The sequence below is a fragment of the Streptomyces griseoaurantiacus genome, from assembly GCF_036189845.1.
Lineage (GTDB): Bacteria > Actinomycetota > Actinomycetes > Streptomycetales > Streptomycetaceae > Streptomyces > Streptomyces griseoaurantiacus.
Map to the genome: position 1 here is coordinate 1,095,809 of NZ_CP108326.1, position 13,530 is coordinate 1,109,338.

The window sequence follows — 13,530 nt, forward strand, 5'->3', positions numbered from 1 at the left end:
GTCGAGACCGATCCGGTCATCGGCGCCGACGGCGCTCTCTCCCGATTCAGCCCAGCCGTCCGACCACGATGGTGTGCTGGATGATGTGGGGTGGGCCGATGAGGCGTCTCAGGACATATACCGGCTTTCGACCTCCACTGTGGTACACCTGCCGTCGCTACCGGTCCTGCCCTTCCGCCCGCCGCCTCGCGGTCCGGGCGTACGACACCTGCAAGCCGCGCCGCGGGGCGCGGCGCCGGCTCGTCTGCCTGGCCACGGCCCGGGGAGCAGGGCCTCGATGCTCGAACCGGTTCATGAGGTTCATCAGCTCGGCGTCCTTCATGCCCTTCGTCCGGTACCGCATCGCGCTGGGCCTCGCGATCATCGCCCTGGTGGCGGCGGGTGCGCTGAGTCCGCACGCGGCCGAGTCGGCGGGCCGACGGGCCGACGGGCCCGTCCGCGGGGCGCCGTGACCCATTCCATAGCGGGTGCGTAGCCGAGCGGTAGCGGACTGTCAGACCTTGCCCCTACGCTTGTCCGCATGTCCCCCGAATCCGTGTCCTCTGGTTCCGCGCGGTCCGCCGCCGACTTAAACGAGCGGATCCGTGCGCTGTGGATGCGCGCGGGCGGATCTCTGACGCCCCAGGAGCGGGCCGAGTACGAGGCCTTGGTGGTCCAGTGGGCCTCGGCGATACGCAAGGACGTCATCGAGGCGGCGTAGGCGCCGCCGGCGGTTCTCCGCCCCGCCCCGTCCGCTTTCCCTTTCCGCCCCCCTCTCCTCTCCCCCTCCTCCACCCCTCTCCTCTCCCCCTCCTCCGCCCCCGCCCCGTTTGAGATCTCCCCCACCGCGCACACTGACAGCACGCACGTCGGCCGGGGAGGGGATCACGTGAGGCTGCCCGAGGGGCGAACCGGACGTTTTCGGGGGTGGCGGCGCGCCGCCGGGCTCGCGCTCGCCGGGGCCCTGCCGATGCTCGCCTTCCCCGCCCCCTCCCTGTGGTGGTTCGCCTATGTCGCCCTGGTCCCCTGGATGCTGCTGGTCCGCTCCGCGCCGACCGCGCGGCAGGCGGCCCGGGACGGCTGGGCCGGCGGCTTCGGCTTCATGGTCGCCGTGCACCACTGGCTGCTGCCGAGTCTGAACGTCTTCCTGTTCGTCCTCGCCGCCCTGCTCGGCGCGCTGTGGGCGCCCTGGGGTCTGCTCGTGCACCGCTTCCTCGGCCCCCGTACCGGCCCCGGCGGCGCGGGGGCGCCGGGCGCGCCGCCCTCGGCGCGCCGTCTCGCCGCCGCCCTGCTGGTCGTTCCCTGCGGCTGGCTGCTGCCCGAACTCGTGCGGTCCTGGCAGGGCCTGGGCGGCCCCTGGGGGCTGCTCGGCGCCACCCAGTGGCAGGTCGAGCCCGCCCTGCGGCTCGCCTCCGTCGGCGGGGTGTGGCTGCTCAGCCTCCTGGTGGCGGCCGTGAACGTGGCGGTGGCGGTGCTGCTCCTGACCCTGGCGCCGGCGCGCCAGCCGTGGCACCCACCGGTCCCCGCGCGGACCGGGATCGCGCCGAGCGGCACCTCCGCGGGCACTGTCGCCGGGGGCGCCGTGGTCGCCCTCGCCGGTCTGGTCCTCGTGACGCTCGCGGTCTCCGCCGCCTGGGTCTGGGCTCCCCGCCCGCAGGTCGACGGCCGGGTGCGCATCGCCCTCGTCCAGGCCGGGGTCGTGTCCGGCGAGGACAGCCCCGAACGCCGCTTCGCGCGCGAGGAGTCACTCACCCGCCGACTGGCCGGCCAGGACGTGGACCTGGTGGTCTGGGGCGAGAGCAGCGTCGGCTTCGACCTCGACGACCGGCCCGATCTCGCCCGCCGGATCGCCGCCCTGTCCCGGCTGCTCGACGCCGACGTGCTGGTGAACGTCGACGCCCGCCGCGCCGACCGTCCCGGCATCTACAAGAGCGCGATCCTCGTCGGCACCGAGGGCCCCACCGGCGACCGGTACGACAAGATGCGGCTGGTGCCGTTCGGGGAGTACATACCGGCGCGTTCCCTGCTGGGCTGGGCCACCTCCGTCGGCAAGGCGGCCGGCGAGGACCGCCGGCGCGGCGAGGAGCAGGTGGTGATGGACGCCGGCCACGGACTGCGCCTCGGCCCGCTGGTCTGCTTCGAGACGGCGTTCCCGGACATGAGCCGCCATCTCGCCGCGGACGGCGCCGAACTGCTGCTCGCCCAGTCCTCCACGTCGAGTTTCCAGCACAGTTGGGCGCCCGAGCAGCACGCCTCGCTGGCCGCGCTGCGCGCCGCCGAGACCGGACGCCCGGTGGTGCACGCCACACTGACCGGTGTCTCCGCCGTCCACGGTCCCGACGGCGCGCGCCTCGGCTCCTGGCTCGGCACGGGCGACGCGGGCACCTCGGCCGTGTTCGAGGTGCCGCTCGCGCACGGCACGACCCCGTACGTGCGGCACGGCGACTGGCCGGTGCACGCGGCGCTGCTGGTCCTGGCCGCGCTGTGCGTCACCGAGGGCGCCCGGGCCCTCCGCGCGCACGGGAGGGTTCAGGAGGCGGCGGACCGCTCCCGGACCGCTATGACGACCCGCTCGCACAGTTCGTGAGTGGCCAGCGCGTCCCGGGCGCTGAGCACCTTCCCGGCGCGCACGGCGTCCAGGAAGGCCAGCACCGCCTGCTCGATGCCGCGCTGCCGGGCCACGGGCACCCAGTCGCCGCGCCGGCGCACGGTGGGCTGGCCGCGGTGGTCGACCGTCTCGGCGAGGTTGACCACCTGCCGCTTGCTGTCCTGCCCCGAGACCTCGAGGATCTCCTCGGCGGAACCGCTCAGCCTGTTCATCACACCGAGGGCGGTGAAACCCTCGCCCGCGAGCTGCAGCACGACGTGGTGCAGCAGCCCGCCCTCGGTGCGCGCCCGCACGGTGACGTCGTCGACCGGGCCGGGCACCAGGAACCGCAGGGTGTCCACGACGTGGATGAAGTCGTCGAGGATCATCGTGCGGGGTTCCTCGGGCAGCCCGACGCGGTTCTTCTGCATCAGGATCAGGTCCCGGGGGTGGTCGGCGCACTGGACGTAGCCGGGCGCGTACCTCCGGTTGAAACCGACCGCCAGGCTGGTGCCGCGCTCCTCGGCCAGCGCCACCAGCCGCTCGGAGTCGGCCAGTTCGTAGGCGAGGGGCTTGTCGACGTAGGTGGGCACGCCCGCCTCGAGAAGCCGTGCGACGAGCTCGGGGTGGGCGGCGGTGGAGGCGTGCACGAAGGCCGCGTCCAGCCCCTGGTCCAGCAGCGTCCGCAGCTCGGTGTGGCGCTGCCCGGCGGGAAGGTGCAGCGTGTCCGCGACGCGGGTGAGCGTGGCGGCCGTGCGGGTGTGCAGGTGCAGCTCGACGCCGGGGAGCGTGCCGAGCACCGGGAGGTAGGCCTTCCGCGCGATGTCGCCGAGTCCGATGCAGCCGACCTTCACCGGTTGTCTCCTCCTGTGTTCGACGCGGGTTCCGGGGAAGCATACGGCGCTCACCCATGTGGGGCATTTTCCGTCCGTCCACTCCCCCGTGCCGGGTCGGAGCCGCCAGAGTTGCCCGGGTGCATCGAACCACCACCGCAGCGCTCCTGGTCACGGTGACCGCGTCCGCCCTCGCCGGCTGCACCACGGTCCAGCGCCCCCTCGCCCCCGGGCCGCCGTCCTCCTCTCCGCCCTCCCGTACGACCGCGGCACGACCGGACGGCACCGCCGAGCCCCGGCTCGTGCAGGCCCCGGCCGACGAGGCCCTGGAACGCACCGGCCCGCGGGCCCCGTCGGCCGGGGGCCCGCCCCGCCCCGCACCCGGGTCGCACGTCCCCGCCGCACCGGCACCCGGTCGCGCTCCCGCTCCCCCGGCCGCCCCGCCCCGTCACGGCGAGGCGCCACCGGCCGGGCACCGGGCCGCGCCTCCTCCGGCCGCCGCCCCGAAGCCCCCACCGGACCACTCCGGCGTCTGCGCCCTGGGGCGCACCTACGGGGGCTGGCCGGCGGACAGCCCCCAGGCGAAGATCTGCGCACGCACGTACGGCCACTGAGGCGTGATCCGCGCCGGGCGGCGTTGAGTTCCGCGCGGCGCGGACACGGGTGCGGCCGTTTCCGCGCGGCGCGGACACGGGTGCGGCCGTCAGCCGAGGTGCCGGGCGAAGAACCGTGCGGTGCAGTCCGGTTCGCGCACCGGCATCTCCCCGTGCCCACCGGGGTGGGCGTGCAGGGACTTGTCGGGCGAGCCGAGGGCGTCGAACAGTGCCAGGCTCTGCTCTCGCGGCACCCGTTCGTCGTCCCATTGCAGCCAGAACTGAACGGGGACCGTGATCCGCGCGGCCGCCTCCGCCGAGGCCGACGCTCCGCCGAGGCCCAGAACCGCCGCGCGCACCCGCGGTTCCCGGGCGACGAAGGGGACGCCGAGTCCGCATCCCAGCGAGACGCCCCAGTAGCCCACCGGGCCGGTCCCGACATGGCCGAGCGCCTGGACCGCGTCCAGGACGGCCCGCCATTCCGGGACGGTCCGGCGCGCCACGAGTGCCTGGAAGGCGGCGATCAGCGGGGCCGGTTCCGCACCGGCGGCGATGCGCGCCTGGTTGGCGCGCGCGATCCGGTCGTACTCCTCGTCCACCGGCCGCTCTCCGTGGCCGGGCACGTCCGGTGCCACGACGGCGAACCCGTGCCCGGTCACGAGGCGGCGGGCGCGGGCCACGAGGTCGGGGTCCTTCTTGTGGCGGCCGCCGCCGTGTCCCAGCAGGACGAGGGGCCGCCGGGTGCCGACGGCGCCCACGGGCGTCCACAGGACGCCGGGGATCTCACCGAGGGTGAAGAGCCGTTCGGTGACGCCGTCGGACGACGACGTCTCGGAGTGCGTGCGCATGAGGTGCCCAGCCTTTCGGAATGCCATCAGCGGGCACTCCCCGGACCGTGCGGGTGAGGGAGCCCCGACCTGTCGCTGCGTTGATCGGTCTCACCTCCTCGGTCGCGCTCGGGCGTACGGCGACGCAGAACCTACCACGCGGGCCCGTGCCCGCATCCGTGCGCGTGTGACCGGCTGCCCGGCCCGGCCGTTCAGGACGCGCGGGGGCGTCTCGGCGGGCCCACGGGGGGTTCGCCGCCCGTGGACAGTTCCCTTTCGAGGCGGTCCATCGCCGCGCGGACCCCCTCCGCGTACGGATCGTCGCCGAGCGCGTCCGCCGTGCCGCGGGCCCGGCGGAGGTGTCCCCGGGCGGCCTCCCGGCGGCCCAGTTTCACGTAGTCCGCGGCGAGGTTGAGGTGCAGGGAGGGGAAGAAGCCGCGCACCTCGGGCGGGCCGTCCGGCACGGCGGACGGGCCGTCGGTCATTTCCTCGGCCGCCGACAGGGCCCGCAGGTCCCAGGCGAGTTCGTCGGCGGGTTCCTCCTGGGTGTCCGCCAGGTAGTGCGCCAGCGTGCAGCGGTGCAGCGGGTTCCCGTCCTCCCCGATCTCCGCCCACAGTGCGAGGAACCGGCCGCGTGCCTCCTCCCGGTCCCCTCCGTGGTGCAGCATCACGGCCTGGCCGATCCGGCTCAGCACGGCGTCCACCGCGCCCTCGGCGTCCCCCGCCGCCGCGCGTTCTCCTGGCTCCACCGTCGCATCCCTCCGGTCCCGTCGAACCCGACGCCTTCGACGCTAGGGCCTCTCGTCCGGATCATCCCGGCGCCGCGCGGTCCGGCACGCACCTCTGCGGCGTTGTCGTCGGGCGCCAGGGCTCCGCCCTGGCGCCCCCCTGTGGACGCTCCTGGTTACGCGCCCGGCCCGTCCCGCCCCGTGTTCCCCCGGTGGTGCCCCCGCTGCCCCCTGCGGTGGTCAGCCCAGGTTCGGGATCGTCCAGTCGATCGGCGTGTGGCCCTGGGCGGCCACGGCCTCGTTGATCTGCGTGAACGGGCGGGATCCGAAGAACTTCTTGGCCGAGAGCGGCGAGGGGTGCGCGCCCTTCACCACCGTGTGCCTGCTCTCGTCGATCAGCGGCAGCTTCTTCTGGGCGTAGTTGCCCCAGAGCACGAAGACCGCCGGGTCGGGCCGGCCGGCCACCGCCCTGATCACCGCGTCGGTGAACTTCTCCCAGCCGCGCCCCTTGTGCGAATTGGCCTCGCCGGCGCGGACCGTGAGCACCGCGTTGAGGAGCAGCACGCCCTGCTCGGCCCACGGCATCAGATAGCCGTTGTCCGGGATGGGCGTGCCCAGTTCCGCCTGCATCTCCTTGTAGATGTTCCGCAGCGAGGGCGGCGTCCGTACCCCGGGCCGCACGGAGAAGCACAGTCCGTGGCCCTGGCCCTCGCCGTGGTAGGGGTCCTGGCCGAGGACGAGCACCTTCACCTTGTCGTACGGCGTGGCGTCGAGCGCCGCGAAGACCTCCTCGCGGGGCGGGTACACGGGCCCCCTGGCCCGCTCCTCCTCGACGAACTCGGTCAGCTCCTTGAAGTAGGGCTGCTGCAGTTCGTCCCCCAGAACGCCCTGCCAGGACTCGGGCAGCATGGCGGTGTCGGTCACGTCAACGTCCTTCGTCGTACGGTCGCTTGCGGTCCTCAGAACCTACCGGCGACCACTGACAACGCGCCCCGCTCCCCGGCTACCAGCTCGTCTGGCGGTGCAGTTCCCACATCAGCATGATCGTCGACGGGTCCAGGGCGCGTTCCGCGCCCGCGAGATCCTCGTCGGTGGCCACGTACTGCTTGCCCTGCCACAGCGGCAGCAGCCGGGCGTCGTCGGCGAGGATGCGCTGGGCCTCGGCGAAGTCCTCGGCGACGGTGCCCCGGTCGCCGCGGCCGCGCGAGCGGGGCAGCAGGACGTCGGTGATCTCCTTGGCGGGGTACGGCGTCCCCAGGGCGTTGTCCTTCCCCACGAAGGGGGCGACGAAGTTGTCGGCGTCGGGGAAGTCGGGGAACCAGCCCCGCCCGAACACCGGGTACTCGCCTCTGCGGTAACCGGCCTCGAAGGTCTTCCAGGGGCGGCCGCGGAGGGCGACGGTGAACAGGCCGGAGTCCTCGAGCTGCTGCTTGAGCTCGGAGAACTCGGGCGCCGTCTCGGAGCCGTAGCGGTCGATGGTGTACCAGAGGGTGAGCGGCACGCGCCGTGTGATGCCGGCCTCGGCGAGGATCTTGCGGGCCTTGGAGGTGCTGGGCTCCCCGAAGTCGTCGAAGAAGTCCGTGGTGTGGCCGACGAGTCCCGCCGGGACCATGGAGTAGAGGGGCCGGACGGTGTCCTTGTACACCTTGTGCGCGATGGCGGCACGGTCCACGACCTGGGCGACGGCCCGGCGCACGGCCTTCTTCCCGGCCCAGGGGTCCTCGGGGTTGAACACCAGGTAGCTGATCTCGATGCCGGGGTTCTCGACGATCTCCAGGCCGTCCTTGACCTGGTCGGCCTGGAGCGCCACGACGTCGGAGGCGGCGATCCCCCGGTAGGTGGCGTCGATGTCGCCTCTCTGCAGGGCGCCGACCATGCCGGCGGAGTCCCGGAAGTACTCGATGGTGACGGCGTCGTTCTTGCGCTCCGCGAGGCCCCGGTACCTGCCGTTGGCCCTCAGTTCGGCCTTCTCGCCCTCGTCGTAGGAGGTGAGCCGGTAGGGGCCGGAGCCGGTGACCCGGCCGTCCTCGCGCAGGGAGTGCGCCGGGTAGTGGTCAGGGTCGACGAGGGACATGGCGGGGGTGGCGAGCACGAACGGGAAGGTGGCGTCGGGCCGGGCGAGGTGGAAGACGACCTCGCGGTCGCCCTCGGTGGTGATGGACCGCAGGTTCGCCAGGAGGCCGGCGGGGCCCCCGGAGACGTTGATCCGGCGTATGCGGTCGAGGGAGTACTTCACGGCGGCGGCGTCGAGCGAGTGGCCGTCGGAGAAGGTCGTGCCGGCCCGCAGGACGCAGCGGTAGGTGCGGTTGGCGGCGTCCGTGAACCCGCACGTCCTGGCGGCGTCGGGCTGGGGGGTGGTGGACCCGTAGGGGTAACTCAGCAGCGTCTGGTAGATGTTGCGGAACAGCTCCCAGGAACCGTCCCAGGAGGCGGCCGGGTCCAGCGTGCTGGGCGCGCTGGTGGTGCCCACGACGATCGGGTCGTCGTTGGGGGAGCCCGGGGACAGCAGCCCGCAACCGGCCACCAGTGTCAGGGCCGCGAGCGCCGCGAGCCGGCGCGGTCTTCGGTTCCGGTCGAACACGTGCGCGCTCCTCGATCCGCCGTTCCGCCGTACCAGGGACCGGGGGACCATACCGCAGCGAAACGCCGTGGGAGCGGGCTTCGCACAGGGCATCTGATCAGGGAGAACATGACGACGTTGTCATGCCGCCGCGAGGTCCTCACCACTGGACACGAACCCGCCGGACGTACACCGGAGGCACCCGTTCCGCATACGTCGGCCACCGCCCTGGACCCGCGCGCGACGACGGAGACGACGGAGCCGGGGGCGTGCCCCCGGCTCCGTTTCGCGGTGCGGCGCGCGTGCCGCCGTCGTCAGCCGACGCCGGCGTTGAGGAAGATGCCGCCGTCCACGACGAGCGTCTGTCCGGTGATCCAGTCCGACTGCTCGGAGGTGAGGAACGCGGCCGCACCGCCCACGTCGGAGGGCACGCCGAGCCGGCCGAGCGGGTAGGAGGCGGCCGCCTCGGCCTCCCGGCCCTCGTACAGGGCCTGCGCGAACTTCGTCTTGACCACGGCGGGGGCGATCGCGTTGACCCGTACCGTGGGCGCGAACTCGTGGGCGAGCTGCTGGGTCAGGTTGATCATCGCGGCCTTGCTGACGCCGTACGCCCCGATGAACGGCGAGGCCGAAAGACCGGCCACCGAGGCGATGTTGACGATCGCCCCGCCGTTCTCCTTCTGCCAGGCGTGCCAGGTGCGCTGGGCGAAGCCGAGCGCGGAGAGCACGTTGGTCTCGAAGATCTTGCGCACGACGTTCAGGTCGAGGTCCGCGATCGCCCCGAACACCGGGTTGGTGCCCGCGTTGTTGACGAGGTGGTCGACGCGGCCGAACGCCTCCATGGTGCGCGCGACGGCGACGGCCTGGTGTTCCTCGTCGTGCGCCTTGCCGGCCACGCCGATGACGCGGTCGGCGCCGAGCGCCTCGACGGCCGCCTTGAGGGCGTCCTCGTTGCGGCCGGTGATGCAGACGCGGTCGCCGCGGGCGACGAGCGCCTCGGCGACGCCGTAGCCGATGCCGCGGCTGGCGCCCGTGATGAGGGCGACCTTGCCGGAGAGTTCCACCGAAGTCATGTTCCCTGTTTCCCCAGTCGCGCTAGTCGAGCGGTCCGCCGGCCACGTACAGCACCTGGCCGGAGACGAATCCGGCGGCCTCGCCCGTGAAGAAGGCGACGGCGTTCGCGATGTCCTCGGGCTCTCCGACGCGCGCGACCGGGATCTGGGTGGCGGCGGCGGCCTTGAAGTCCTCGAAGCCCATGCCGACGCGGTCGGCGGTGGCCTTGGTCATCTCGGTGGCGATGAAGCCGGGGGCGACCGCGTTGGCGGTGACGCCGAACTTGCCGAGTTCCTTGGCGAGGGTCTTGGTGAAGCCCTGCATACCGGCCTTGGCGGCGGAGTAGTTGACCTGGCCCCGGTTGCCGAGCGCGGAGGAGGAGGAGAGGTTGACGATGCGCCCGAAGTGCGCGTCGACCATGTGCTTCTGGCAGGCGCGGGCCATCAGGAAGGCGCCGCGCAGATGCACGCCCATGACGGTGTCCCAGTCGTCGACGCTCATCTTGAACAGCAGGTTGTCGCGGAGCACACCCGCGTTGTTGACGAGGATCGTGGGCGCGCCCAGCTCCTGGACGACGCGCTCCACGGCCGCCTCGACCTGCGCCTCGTCGGAGACGTCGCAGCCGATCGCGAGCGCCGTGCCCCCGGCGGCGGTGATCTTCTCGACGGTGTCCTTGCAGGCGGCCTCGTCGAGGTCGAGCACCGCGACGGCACGGCCCTCGGCGGCCAGGCGTACGGCGGTGGCGGCGCCGATGCCGCGCGCCGCGCCGGTGACGACGGCTACCCGCGCTTCAGTGGTGGACATTGCTGCTTCTCCTCGTCCTGGGGAAGTCACCGGGCCCTCCGGGGGTCCCCGGAGGCTTCCGGAAGGTGGCGGCTCCTGCGGCACGCCCGGTGAGCGACCGCTTAGTACCTTCGACAGACGTGACGCTAGAAGCCCTGGCACCCGGTGTCAACGGCACACCGGGTGCGTGTGATCCATTACCTCACCAGCAACGCGAGCAATCGCTCCGCCTCGGCCGCCGGATCGGCGGTCAGACCCGTGTGCACCGGGCCGGGGCTCACGGTCGTCGAGCGGGGTGCCACCAGCCAGCGGAAACGCCGCCCGGCATCGTCCCCGGCAGCCGGGCCGGCCGCGGCGCCGCCCGCGCACACGCCCTCGACGGCGCGCAGCGCGGCGCGCACGCCGGCCACGTCCGCCGCCGGGTCCAGAGCCCGCAGCCGGTCCTCGTCCAGATGGGTGCGCGCGGTCACGAAGGACCGGGCCCGGCAGTAGACGAGCACCCCCGCGTTGATGCACTCGCCGCGCTCGACGCGCGGAACGACCCGCAGCAGCGCGTACTCGAAGACGTCCCGGTCGTTCACTTGTTCTCCTGCGTGACGGTCGCGCGGGCGGCGGTCAGCCCGGTGACCCGCTCGTGGATCACGGGGGCCCGGGTGAGCAGCGGGGCGGCGTAGGCCCGGCGCACCTCGTCGGGCGAGCCGAAGCCGGGTTCGTCGGTGAGCCAGGCGTCGGGGATCTCTGCGGTCACCTCGGCCAGCAGGTCCGCCGTCACCAGCGGTGCCAGTTCGGCGGCGGCCGCGGCGACGTCCGGGGCGAAGGGCGCCAGGGCGTGGTCACCGGCGTCGTAGGGGCGGGCGGCGGAGCGCTCGGCGGTGGGCCAGTTGTGCTGCCAGATCATGGTGGCGCCGTGGTCGATGAGCCACAGCTCCCCCCGCCATCGCAGCAGGTTGGGGTTCCGCCAGGACCGGTCGACGTTGTTGACCAGGGCGTCGAACCAGACGATCCGCCCGGCCTCGGCGGCGTCCACCGGGAAGGCGAGGGCGTCGAAGCCGAGCGCGCCGCTGAGGAAGTCCATCCCGAGGTTGAGCCCGCCGCTCCCCCGCAGCAGCCCCTGCACCTCCTCGTCGGGTTCCCCGAGGCCGAGCACGGGATCGAGGGCGACGGCGGCCAGCCCGGGCACCCGCAGCCCGAGCCGCCGGGCGAGCGTGCCGCAGACCACCTCCGCGACCAGCGTCTTGCGGCCCTGCCCGGCGCCGCTGAACTTCACGACGTACGCCGTGAGGTCGTCGGCCTCGATCAGTCCGGGCAGCGAACCGCCCTCCCGCAGGGGCGTGATGTAGCGGGTCGCGGTGACTTCCTTGAGCATCGCCCCAGGTTATCCGGGCCGCGCGGGACGGCCGTCCGGCCCGTCGCCCGGCCCGGCGGCCGGACACGGACGGCTGCTGTCGATCTCCTGTCGATCGCGCGCCGTGTGAACAGGCGGTGCCCGCACGCCGTAACCATGGTCGAAGCACCGGCGGTCACCGGCGGCGATCCGCCGCCGTACACGTGCCGGTCACCGTGGCAGCACCATCGAAGGGAACGTCGGCATGACCAGCGAATCGCTCCACCCCGCTCCGGCTCCGGCCCGCCGTACGGTCATGGCGGCGGTCGGCGTGGCGGGACTCGCCGTCGCGCTGACCGCGTGCGGTGACGAGGACTCGTCCTCCTCCAGCGCGAGCACCGGCGGCGACGGCGCCTCGCAGGACGCCGGGGCGGGTGCGGGCTCCGGCGGCACCGAACTGGCGAAGACCTCCGACATCCCCGAGGGCGGCGGCAAGGTCTTCGGCGACAAGGGCGTGGTCGTGACCCAGCCGGCGGCGGGCCAGTTCAAGGCTTTTTCGTCCAAGTGCACGCACCAGGGCTGCGCCGTGAGCAAGATCGCCGACGGTGTGATCGTCTGCCCCTGCCACAACAGCCAGTTCTCCGCCGAGGACGGCAGCGTGAAGAAGGGCCCGGCGACGCAGCCGCTGCCCGCCGCGAAGATCACCGTGGAGGGCGAGTCCATCAAGCTCGCCTGACCGGCCGGGGCGGGTGCGCGCCGGGACTCCCGAGGGTCCGGGCGGGGTAGACAGCGGGACAGGAAGAGCCGGAGGAACGGGGAAGGGATACGCATGTCCGCCACCCAGCGCCGGGGGCGCAGGATCATGATGACGCCGGCGGAGCTGGACGAGTTCCTCACCACCCAGCGCAACTGCCGGGTCGCGACCGTCTCCGCCGAGGGTGCCCCGCACGTCAGCACCCTGTGGTTCGTGTGGGACGGCACCTCGATGTGGCTGTACTCGGTGGTGCGCAGCAAGCGCTGGGCGCATCTGCGCCGGGACCCGAGGATCGCCGTCGTCGTCGACACCGGCGAGGAGTACGAGGAACTGCGGGGAGTGGAGCTGTCGGGGACCGCGGAGTTCGTGGGCGAGGTCCCGCGCACCGGTGAACTGCGCGCCGAACTGGACGTGCCGGAGACCCTGTTCGCGCGGAAGAACTTCGGTATCGAGGAGATGCCGCACGACGGCCGGCACGCCTGGATCCGGCTCACCCCGGAGAAGACGGTCTCCTGGGACTTCCGCAAACTGGGTCGGACCTGAGGCCTACCCGTTCTCGCGGGGCGCCCCCACCGTCTCCGCCCCCACCGTCTCCGCCGCCTCCCGCAGCGCCGCGACCGCCGCCCGGATCGACGGGCGGCGGTCGGCGTCGGCGCGCCACACCACGTAGACGTGCCGGCGCACCCGCTGCCGTACCGGAACGGTGACCACGCCCTCCGGCATCGGGTCCCGGCCGAGCACGGGCGCGACGCACACGCCCAGCCCGGCGGCGACCATCCTGAGCTGGGTGTGCGTCTCGGCGGCGCGGTGTCCGATGATCGGCTCGACACCCTTGGAGCGCAGGGTGAACAGGAGCCACTCGTGGCAGAACTCGCCCTCGTTCCAGGTGATCCACTCGTCGTGGGCGAACTCCCCGAGATCGACCTCCGCGCGGTCCGCGAGCCGGTGCCCGGCCGGCATGGCCACATCGGCCGGGTCGTCGAGGAGCGAGGCCTTCACCAGCCCCTCCGGCAGCGGCATCGGCTTGTTGTACCAGTCCAGGACGACGGCGAGGTCGAGGTCCCCGCGGACGACCCCGGCGACGCCCGCCTCCGGCTCCAGCTCGCAGGAGCGCAGCCGCAGCGAGGGGTGCCGGGCGCGCAGCCCGGCGAGCGCGGCCGGGAACAGCCCGCGCGCGGCCGTGGGGAAGGCGGCCAGGCGCAGTTCGCCCACCACGCGCCCCCGTTGGGCCTCCAGATCGGAGCGGGCCAGTTCGACCTGGGACAGGATGCGCGCGGCGTGCTCGGCGAGCAGCCGCCCGGCGTCGGTCAGCCGGACGCCCCGCCCGTTCTTGGCCAGCAGCCGCTGGCCGACCTCGCGCTCCAGCTTCGCGAGCTGCTGGGAGACGGCCGAGGTCGTCACGTGCAGCCCCTCGGCGGCGGCGCTCACCGAGCCGTGCTGCGCGAGGGCGTCGAGCGTGCGCAGGCGTTCCAGGTTCAACATGTAAGTGATGCTACGAGATATCGAGCG

At 73.3% G+C, this 13,530-nt stretch carries 16 protein-coding genes; 6 read left to right on the forward strand and 10 right to left on the reverse strand.

Features of this window, described 5'->3' with window-relative positions:
- Positions 1-293 precede the first annotated feature (293 nt).
- From OHB09_RS04935 to lnt, 3 genes are all read left to right on the forward strand, one after another.
- On the forward strand, positions 294-452 hold the full coding sequence (locus tag OHB09_RS04935; protein WP_328923084.1) for a UDP pyrophosphate phosphatase: 159 nt from the start codon (positions 294-296) through the stop codon (positions 450-452).
- A gap of 68 nt (positions 453-520) precedes the next feature.
- A complete protein-coding gene (locus OHB09_RS04940; RefSeq protein WP_006144151.1) occupies positions 521-700 on the forward strand; it encodes a hypothetical protein in 180 nt (59 codons plus the stop codon).
- Positions 701-868: 168 nt separating this feature from the next.
- Positions 869-2,566 carry an apolipoprotein N-acyltransferase gene (gene lnt / locus OHB09_RS04945; protein WP_406255493.1) on the forward strand — a complete coding sequence of 566 codons (1,698 nt, stop codon included), beginning with the start codon at positions 869-871 and terminating at the stop codon, positions 2,564-2,566.
- Here the strand turns inward: lnt and OHB09_RS04950 are convergent.
- On the reverse strand, positions 2,509-3,420 hold the full coding sequence (locus tag OHB09_RS04950) for a Gfo/Idh/MocA family protein (protein ID WP_040897216.1): 912 nt from the start codon (positions 3,418-3,420) through the stop codon (positions 2,509-2,511). The two genes, lnt and OHB09_RS04950, sit on opposite strands and share 58 nt — an antisense overlap.
- 119 nt (positions 3,421-3,539) lie before the next feature.
- Between OHB09_RS04950 and OHB09_RS04955 the strand changes: the two genes are divergently transcribed.
- A complete protein-coding gene (locus tag OHB09_RS04955; RefSeq protein ID WP_040897214.1) occupies positions 3,540-4,013 on the forward strand; it encodes a hypothetical protein in 474 nt (157 codons plus the stop codon).
- Positions 4,014-4,102: 89 nt separating this feature from the next.
- Here OHB09_RS04955 and OHB09_RS04960 read toward each other — a convergent pair whose 3' ends face one another.
- From OHB09_RS04960 to OHB09_RS04995, 8 genes are all read right to left on the reverse strand, one after another.
- On the reverse strand, positions 4,103-4,840 hold the full coding sequence (locus OHB09_RS04960; RefSeq protein ID WP_328921657.1) for a dienelactone hydrolase family protein: 738 nt from the start codon (positions 4,838-4,840) through the stop codon (positions 4,103-4,105).
- 191 nt (positions 4,841-5,031) lie between these two features.
- Positions 5,032-5,568 (reverse strand): hypothetical protein, encoded by a 537-nt coding sequence (locus tag OHB09_RS04965; RefSeq protein WP_176945146.1) that lies wholly within the window; start codon positions 5,566-5,568, stop codon positions 5,032-5,034.
- Between the two features lie 219 nt (positions 5,569-5,787).
- Positions 5,788-6,471 carry a uracil-DNA glycosylase gene (locus OHB09_RS04970; RefSeq protein ID WP_006144145.1) on the reverse strand — a complete coding sequence of 228 codons (684 nt, stop codon included), beginning with the start codon at positions 6,469-6,471 and terminating at the stop codon, positions 5,788-5,790.
- A 79-nt stretch (positions 6,472-6,550) separates the two neighbouring features.
- Entirely contained in the window at positions 6,551-8,128 is a 1,578-nt protein-coding gene (locus OHB09_RS04975) for an ABC transporter substrate-binding protein (protein WP_328921658.1), read from the reverse strand.
- 293 nt (positions 8,129-8,421) lie between these two features.
- Positions 8,422-9,180: an SDR family oxidoreductase gene (locus OHB09_RS04980; RefSeq protein WP_040897210.1), complete on the reverse strand. Its 759-nt coding sequence runs from the start codon at positions 9,178-9,180 to the stop codon at positions 8,422-8,424.
- A gap of 22 nt (positions 9,181-9,202) precedes the next feature.
- Positions 9,203-9,964, reverse strand: a complete 762-nt coding sequence (gene fabG, locus OHB09_RS04985; protein WP_006144142.1) for a 3-oxoacyl-ACP reductase FabG — start codon at positions 9,962-9,964, stop codon at positions 9,203-9,205.
- Positions 9,965-10,140: 176 nt separating this feature from the next.
- Complete coding sequence (locus OHB09_RS04990; RefSeq protein ID WP_191852724.1) at positions 10,141-10,524, reverse strand: DUF3037 domain-containing protein; 384 nt, start codon at positions 10,522-10,524, stop codon at positions 10,141-10,143.
- On the reverse strand, positions 10,521-11,309 hold the full coding sequence (locus OHB09_RS04995; protein ID WP_093597480.1) for a HipA family kinase: 789 nt from the start codon (positions 11,307-11,309) through the stop codon (positions 10,521-10,523). The genes OHB09_RS04990 and OHB09_RS04995 overlap by 4 nt, the downstream gene beginning before the upstream one ends.
- A 223-nt stretch (positions 11,310-11,532) precedes the next feature.
- Between OHB09_RS04995 and OHB09_RS05000 the strand changes: the two genes are divergently transcribed.
- Positions 11,533-12,003 carry a Rieske (2Fe-2S) protein gene (locus tag OHB09_RS05000; protein ID WP_006144139.1) on the forward strand — a complete coding sequence of 157 codons (471 nt, stop codon included), beginning with the start codon at positions 11,533-11,535 and terminating at the stop codon, positions 12,001-12,003.
- A 93-nt stretch (positions 12,004-12,096) separates the two neighbouring features.
- On the forward strand, positions 12,097-12,564 hold the full coding sequence (locus OHB09_RS05005; RefSeq protein WP_006144138.1) for a pyridoxamine 5'-phosphate oxidase family protein: 468 nt from the start codon (positions 12,097-12,099) through the stop codon (positions 12,562-12,564).
- Between the two features lie 3 nt (positions 12,565-12,567).
- Here the strand turns inward: OHB09_RS05005 and OHB09_RS05010 are convergent, their stop codons facing one another.
- Positions 12,568-13,503, reverse strand: a complete 936-nt coding sequence (locus tag OHB09_RS05010) for a LysR family transcriptional regulator (protein WP_006144137.1) — start codon at positions 13,501-13,503, stop codon at positions 12,568-12,570.
- Positions 13,504-13,530 lie beyond the last annotated feature (27 nt).